Source organism: Actinomycetota bacterium (assembly GCA_018830725.1).
Lineage (GTDB): Bacteria > Actinomycetota > Humimicrobiia > JAHJRV01 > JAHJRV01 > JAHJRV01.
This window is the reverse complement of sequence record JAHJRV010000059.1, coordinates 1-7188: the sequence shown is the minus strand read 5'-3', so window position 1 is coordinate 7188 and position 7188 is coordinate 1. Positions and strand designations below refer to the sequence as shown.

Genomic DNA, 7188 nt, shown 5'->3' with positions numbered 1-7188 from the left:
TCATCAACATATTTTAGCTTTATAAGATTCTTTATTAATTTGGGCCAGTTATTTAATTCTATATACCCTTCAACATAAGCATTTTTTTTACCAGATCTTATTAAATCTTTATCTGCTTTTTCACCAACAAGTAGTTTTAATGCTTCAACTATTAATGTTTTGCCTGCCCCTGTTTCACCTGATAAAATTGTAAGTCCTGGGGAAAATTTGATGTGTGCTTTATTAATTATGGCTATATTTTCAACCTTTATCTCTTTTAACAATCCTCTTACCTCTTTTGTTGTAAGTGAAATTCTCTCATTAGTGCAAATCCCATTTTTAGTATGATAACTTAATAAATTTAAGAGAAGTTATAAATAGCTAACATAATTATTAAACTTTAACATATATCCTAACCTCTATTTATTTTAAGATTATAATCCCTTTATTAATAAGATATTTTTATGTTTTTTTATTACGAGATGAGATTTTTTATATGTTAACAACAATACCTATTCTGAATATTCCATGTCTAATCCGGTTATAAGATAATATATCCTTTCAAGATCTCCTATTGATTCAAAGTCTATTTCAACCTTTCCCTTTCGCTTTCCCATCTTTATATTAACTTCTGTACCCAAATGTTCTGAGAGTTTATCTATTATTACAGGAAGTTTTGTTGGTATAAGTGCTTTGAACTTAGTCGGAATATCTGCTACCCTTCCTTCATCACTCATCCTTTTTACCAGATTTTCTGTTTGTCTAACGTTTAAACCCTTTTTTATTACTTTTTGTGCAACAGCAATTCTATCCTTGTCTTCAGGTATTGACAAAAGAGCCATAGCGTGACCTGCTGTTATCACCTCTCTTATTAACATTTCTTTAATTTCTTCCGGTAGAGTTAATAATCGCAATGTGTTAGTAACTGATACCCTACTTATTCCAAGAACCTGAGATAAATCTTCATGAGTCATATTAAAATCATCAACCAATTTTTTATATGCGCTTGCTCTTTCTATTGAATTTAAGTCCTCACGCTGTAAATTTTCTATTAGAGAAATTTGTATAACCTCCTCATCAGTTATGTCTTTAACTACACACGGGATAGTATTAAATTCAGCTATTTTTGCCCCTCTTAATCTTCTTTCCCCCACAACTAACTCAAAATTCTCTCCCTTTGGCCTTACAACTATGGGTTGAATTACACCAACAGATTTTATTGATGTGGCCATTTCATCTAAGCTTTGCAAATCAAAATCTTTCCTTGGTTGATATGGATTCGGTAGAATTTTATTTATTGATATTTCTTTAACCAATCCTTCTAACTTTTCCCTTGTGGGGATTAATGCACTAAGTCCTTTCCCCAAACCTCTTTTTACCATAATTTATCACTTCCTTTGTAAAATTTTCATAAGCTATTGCACCCTTACAATCTGGATTATATAAATTTATAGGTAATCCATAACTTGGTGCTTCACTTACTCTGACATTTCTTGGAATTATTGTTTTATATACTTTATCACCAAAATGCCTTCTAACTTCTTCAACAACCTCGTTTGACAATTTTAATCTTGAATCATACATGGTCATAACAAATCCGCAAATTTTTAAATTTTTATTTAGATTATTTTTAACTAACTCAATTGTTCTGAGCAGCTGACCCAGCCCTTCTAAAGCATAATATTCACACTGAATTGGTATCAGGATCTCATCTGCTGCAACCAAAGCATTTATTGTTAATATTCCTAAAGCTGGTGGGCAATCGATTATTATAAAATCATACTTTTCTCTTATTGGTTCTATAATTCTTCTCAATTTCTGTTCTCTCATCATCATATTTGTCATTTCTACCTCGGCTCCTGCTAAATGAATATTTGATGGTATTATGAAGAGACCGTCAATTTTTGTTTCTTTAATCAATTCATTTATGTCCACTTTTTCTATTATTGCATCATAAATACTACTGTTCACTTCATATTTGCTAATTCCTAAACCACTGGTTGTATTTGCTTGTGGGTCGATATCAATTAGAATCACTTTTTTCCCCATATTTGCCATAGATGCTGACATGTTTACGGCAGTTGTGCTCTTACCAACTCCGCCTTTCTGATTTGCAATTGCAATAACTCTTTTGATTTCTTCCTCTTCCTTGTAGATTTTTGTGTAATCCTCTTCTTCTTTTTTTTCTTCTCCCTCATCAATAATAATTTCTTTCTCTTCTTCTCCTTCTACTCTTATCTCTTTCTCTTTAGTTATAATTCCTACCTCTTCTATCCCTTCTTCCTCGTATTTATTAACTTCCTCAGCAGGTCTTTTTTCAATTTCTCCCTCTGTCTTCTCCCTTTCTATATCAGCAATTCCTTCTTTAATTCCCTCTTTTTCTTCTTTCTTTTTACTTCTAAAAAAATTAATTATACTCTTGAAAACCATACTTTTCCCCTATAATTAGATTTTATTAATTTTATCTTATTCCTTTATTTTATGTTTTCAAATAGCTTTAAATAACTTTATTTGTATTATACACGAGATAAATTTGCAGTTTGCTCTTTGAAAAAGTAATATAATGTAATAAAAGTGTCAACCTTGCTTGTGTACAATACATCTTTATTTAAATATTTATTAGTATTTTTAATTATAACTTAAAAAGTATTAAATTTCTTGAGTTAAGTGTAAAATCTATTATCTTTTTAATCTCCCAGGAGCTAAAGTTTGGGGATTCTTACCAGTATCTCTACCTCCCCGAATCTATTTTTATTACTATAGTATTAAAAATATTAACATTTATTTTAATAAAAATATATAAAAAATTTTGAGAATAAATATATTTTTATATTTTTATAAGTTATCATCCCATTCTTTACTATATTAAAATATAAATTTTAACGTCTTTAGTGATCCACTAAAAGTTATTATGTGAGAGAAGACTTAGAATTAGAATATGTTAAGTTTAAAATGAATTATTTTCAGTGTTATAAATAATTAAATTGATACTACCTTCATTGTTACACGTGTGACTACTCCCCACGACTAAAGTAAGAGGCTTCTACGGATTGGATACCGAGAGACTGTAGCCCCAGTCTCAGAATATTTAAGGAAGCGTTATAATCTCTATGAATGCGAATATTACAAATAGGGCATTTGTGCCAACGAGTGGACAGTTTCTTTTTAACTACTGTTCCACATTGACTACATCTTTGGCTTGTGTCTTGTGGATTGATTGCTACAAACTTACGGTCAGCTTCTTCCGCTTTACTCGCAAGTATTTGGGCAAATTGATTCCACGCCACATCTGCGATAGATTTCGCTAAAAAATGATTTTTAAGCATAGATTTAACATTCAGCTTTTCAATACAGATAATACCAAAGCCATTGACAATTTTCCGAGCTTCTTGATGAATAAAGTTATTACGCCTATTAGAAATTCTTTCGTGAATACGAATAACTACTTTTTTGATTTTTTGTCTTTTAGGGGTTCCTTTCTTCTGTTTAGACAATTTTCTTTGAGCTTTGGCAAGTGCTTTCTCATCTGTTTTGAAAAAGCGGGGATTTTCTATTTTCTCTTTAGTGGAAAGAGTAGTAAAGGTTTCAAGTCCAACATCAATACCAACAGCCTTTTTATTTTTCCGCAAATGCTTTGGTTCATATTCAACAGGGATGCAAACATACCATTTGTCAGCTTGTCTTTTGATAGTACAGGTTTTGAGATTTCCTATAATAAGACGATGAAGTTTAATTTTAATAGAACCTATTTTAGAAAGAGAAAGACGGTCATTGTCAATCTTCCAGCCAAAGCCAGCTTGTTTATAGGTGAAGCTATCATAGCGGTCAAATCCTTTAAAACGAGGGTAACCAGGTTCTTCTCCTTGTTTCACTCTACGGAAAAAGTTTTGAAAGGCTTTGTCTATTCTATCAGCAATATTTTGAAGCACTTGGGAATATGCTTTATTAAGAGATGGTCTTTCTTTTTTCAGAGTAGGAATAGAATTACATTGCTGAAAATAACCGATGTTTTTCTTCTCTTTCTCCCAAGAGTTTTTTCTCTCTTCAAGAAAATGATTATAAAGCCATCGGCATTCGTCAAGTTGCTCTTGAAGAAGCCTCTTTTGTTTTTTGGTTGGGAACAATCTGTATTTGAAGGTTTTAAGAGTTTTATTCATGCTTATAATTATATCTTAAAATAAATGCTTTGTTATGAACTTTTTTTTGCCATTCATCCAACAACTGAAGTTATTGGCTTTCTGGTATTTTTTTAGTAAATATTATTAGTAATTATTGTGCTATAATAAAATATTGTACTCTTAAAATTGTTAATTTTTATTGATAATGTTTTATGGCTTTCTCCAGGTGTAAGCAAGTGATTTCTTTCATAATTTGTATTGTTAATGTGTTAAGTTGACACTAATGGTGTAATTTTTAATTATTTATATCTAAATTACATTCTCCCAAAGGGGGAAGTAATTTCTTATAGTTATTTTTCAAAAGTAAACTGTAAAATTATCTTGTTAATAGTACATATTATTTATTAGAAATATATTGTATGACCTTGTCTGAGTGAAGTCTTACACTTTTACTCGGGACAAATTGATGAATCTTTCTGCTAACAATGATACAATTGTTTCACGTGTAACATTATTTTGAGCTACCCCTATCTTAAGGAAGGAGTTTTGAGCGACTAATTCAGAGATAAAATTCTTCATGAAATTTATAATAATATTTATTTATTTTACTTTTTAACATATAATAATAAATTAATTTTATTTTTTACTTCTATGTGTTTATGAAAATGAATCTTAAAAAAATATTCATATTAATATTACTATTTATAATAAATGTTCTATTTTTATCGAGTTGCGTGGATGTTGATATTTTTATAAATGTCAACTCAGATGAATCAGGTTACATTAATTACAGTATAGCTTTTGATAAGGAATTCTATGATAATTTATCTGAAGACGATTTCTTAAAAGATATTAGAGATTCATTTACCAGTAAAAATATTTCTTTTGAGGAATTAGATAAGGATGATAAACATTTTATCGTTTTTACATATAGTTTTTCTGATTTAAATGAATTATCAAAACTTTCAAATGAAATTAAAAGACATGGTCTTTCTCTATCTGTTGATAAAGTTAATGGTATTTTTAAAAGGACCTATTTATTAAATGCATTTCTTAATACTTCTAACATTGATTTAAGCCTTTTAGAAATTGAAAATTCATCTATTGAGAATTTATCAGATCTTTCTGAACTTATTGATATTGAAGTTAGGGCTTCTCTTCCTGGAAAATATATTTATCTTACAGAACCAGTTAGCTTTAATCACGAAGAGGATAAACCAGTTTGGAATGTTAACTTTTATGATGTCTTTCAAATAAAAGCCTTGTCAGAAGAGGTAAGAACAGATTCTTTGATTTTATTAATTTCAATTCTGTTCTTTGTTGTTGTTATAATTGCTATTTTGTCTTACTTTGGTTTGAAATCTATAGGAAGGTAAATTTTTATAAGTATTAATTTTAACAACTCCCACACTTAATACAAGTAGATTATCAAGCTTATGCTTTTTGTTAAATTTATTTATCATACTTCCTAACAGGGGTTATAACAACCTTCCTTTCAGGTTCTTCCCCCATGCTCATAGTGATAACTTCATCGTTTTTAGATAAAAAATTATGAATCACTTTTCTATCGCTTGCAGTCATCGGTTCTAAAATAACATCTTCTCCGGTTTCCACAGCTCTCTCAGCCATTTTTTCTGAAAGTTGCTCTAAATTTTTTACTTTCCTTTTTCTATAATCCTCAATATCTAAATATATTTTCCCTTTTACTAGTGAGTTCTTATTTGCTATTATGCTCATTAAAATTTGTATTGCCTCTAAAGTTTTTCCTTTATTTCCTATAATTATTCCCATCTCGTCTCCGTACAACCTCATTATTGGTACATCATATTTTTCTTCCCAAACAATTTCTGCTTTAATCTTAAAACTTTCCATCATCTTATTTATGAATTCCTCGGCATTCTTTTCCCTTAAATCAACAGGGGTAACTCTTATTCTTACTTCATCACCTTCATTCTCTTTTGTTTTGTCATCTATTATTTCAATTAAAACCTGATCACGTGTTGCATTCATTCTCTCTAATGCCCTTTTTGTAGCTTCTTCTATGTCTTTTCCAACTTCTTCAATATATTCATTAATCATTTTTTGCTTTTTCCTTTTTGCTTCTTATATGTAGTTTCTTCGCTCTCTTTAGAAACAAAGAATCTTGATATTATATATCTTTCACCCAATTGCCAAATATTTGATATATTAAAATATACAAAAAGCGCTGCTGCAAATTTATAAAAAATAAAACCCATTGCTATTGGCATGATGTATTTTATCGCTTTCTGACTTGGATCTGTTACCATCATCTGTTGCGTAAGAAATGATGTAATAACAAAAATTATTACTAATATAAAATAAGGATCCGGTTGCCCTAATTTGCTTAACCACAAAAAAGATTCCTCTTTAATTGGAGGATAACTCTGTAACAGCATAAACAAAGCAAATAGTATGGGAAGTTGTAGTAGCAATGGTAGACATCCCGATAATGGGTTAATTTTGTTTTCACGATATATTTTCATGGTCTCCATATTTATTTTTTCTCTATCATTCTTATACTCTTGCTTTATCTTAATTATCTGTGGTTGTATCCTTTGTATTTTGTCCTGTGATTTTACCTGTGTCAATGTAAGTGGCATCATGGCTATCCTTACAACAATAGTTAATAATATTATGTCAACACCGTAATTCGGATAAACATGATCGTAAAAAAATACAATTATAGTTTTTAAAATTTCTACTAATGGATTTAAAATTGTCAATTTAGTTCCGTCCCTTCATAAGAATATAAATTTTACTTTTTTTTATTAAATTCTCCTATCTTTTTACATCCTCCTATCTTACAGGATCATATCCTCCCTTTGAAAATGGGTTACACCTTAAAATTCTCAATATGGCCATAAGTCCACCTTTAAAAATTCCATATTTTTCTATGGCTTCAATGGTATACATACTACATGTTGGATAAAATCTACATGAAGGTGGAAGGACTCTTGATAAGTATCTCTTATACGTTCTCAAAATGAAAATTAATACTTTCTTTCCTATATCTGAGATTATGTTAATATTTTTATTTTTATCTATTGACATTTTTCTCATAATTATTTTT

The 7188-nt window shown here is 29.5% G+C and carries 8 protein-coding genes; 1 reads left to right on the top strand and 7 read right to left on the bottom strand.

From position 1 onward, the window contains the following. From KKC53_02955 to KKC53_02940, 4 genes are all read right to left on the bottom strand, one after another. Positions 1-263, bottom strand: a 263-nt coding sequence (locus KKC53_02955) for an AAA family ATPase (protein ID MBU2598124.1), incomplete at its 3' end; no start/stop codon positions are given. Positions 264-491: 228 nt separating this feature from the next. Beyond that, positions 492-1361 (bottom strand): ParB/RepB/Spo0J family partition protein, encoded by an 870-nt coding sequence (locus KKC53_02950; protein ID MBU2598123.1) that lies wholly within the window; start codon positions 1359-1361, stop codon positions 492-494. Continuing rightward, positions 1330-2115, bottom strand: coding sequence for an AAA family ATPase (locus KKC53_02945; GenBank protein MBU2598122.1), 786 nt, complete (start codon positions 2113-2115; stop codon positions 1330-1332). Before KKC53_02945 ends, KKC53_02950 begins: the two co-directional genes overlap by 32 nt. Positions 2116-2993: 878 nt before the next feature. Beyond that, positions 2994-4136, bottom strand: coding sequence for a transposase (locus KKC53_02940; GenBank protein MBU2598121.1), 1143 nt, complete (start codon positions 4134-4136; stop codon positions 2994-2996). A 626-nt stretch (positions 4137-4762) separates the two neighbouring features. Here KKC53_02940 and KKC53_02935 point away from each other — a divergent pair. Next, positions 4763-5473: a hypothetical protein gene (locus KKC53_02935; protein MBU2598120.1), complete on the top strand. Its 711-nt coding sequence runs from the start codon at positions 4763-4765 to the stop codon at positions 5471-5473. Between the two features lie 76 nt (positions 5474-5549). On the opposite strand, the gene KKC53_02930 is transcribed toward KKC53_02935, so the two are convergent. The 3 genes from KKC53_02930 to yidD form a co-directional block, all read right to left on the bottom strand. Further along, entirely contained in the window at positions 5550-6176 is a 627-nt protein-coding gene (locus KKC53_02930; protein ID MBU2598119.1) for a KH domain-containing protein, read from the bottom strand. After that, positions 6173-6841, bottom strand: coding sequence for a membrane protein insertase YidC (locus KKC53_02925; GenBank protein ID MBU2598118.1), 669 nt, complete (start codon positions 6839-6841; stop codon positions 6173-6175). Before KKC53_02925 ends, KKC53_02930 begins: the two co-directional genes overlap by 4 nt. Positions 6842-6914: 73 nt before the next feature. Then, complete coding sequence (gene yidD, locus KKC53_02920; protein ID MBU2598117.1) at positions 6915-7169, bottom strand: membrane protein insertion efficiency factor YidD; 255 nt, start codon at positions 7167-7169, stop codon at positions 6915-6917. Positions 7170-7188 lie beyond the last annotated feature (19 nt).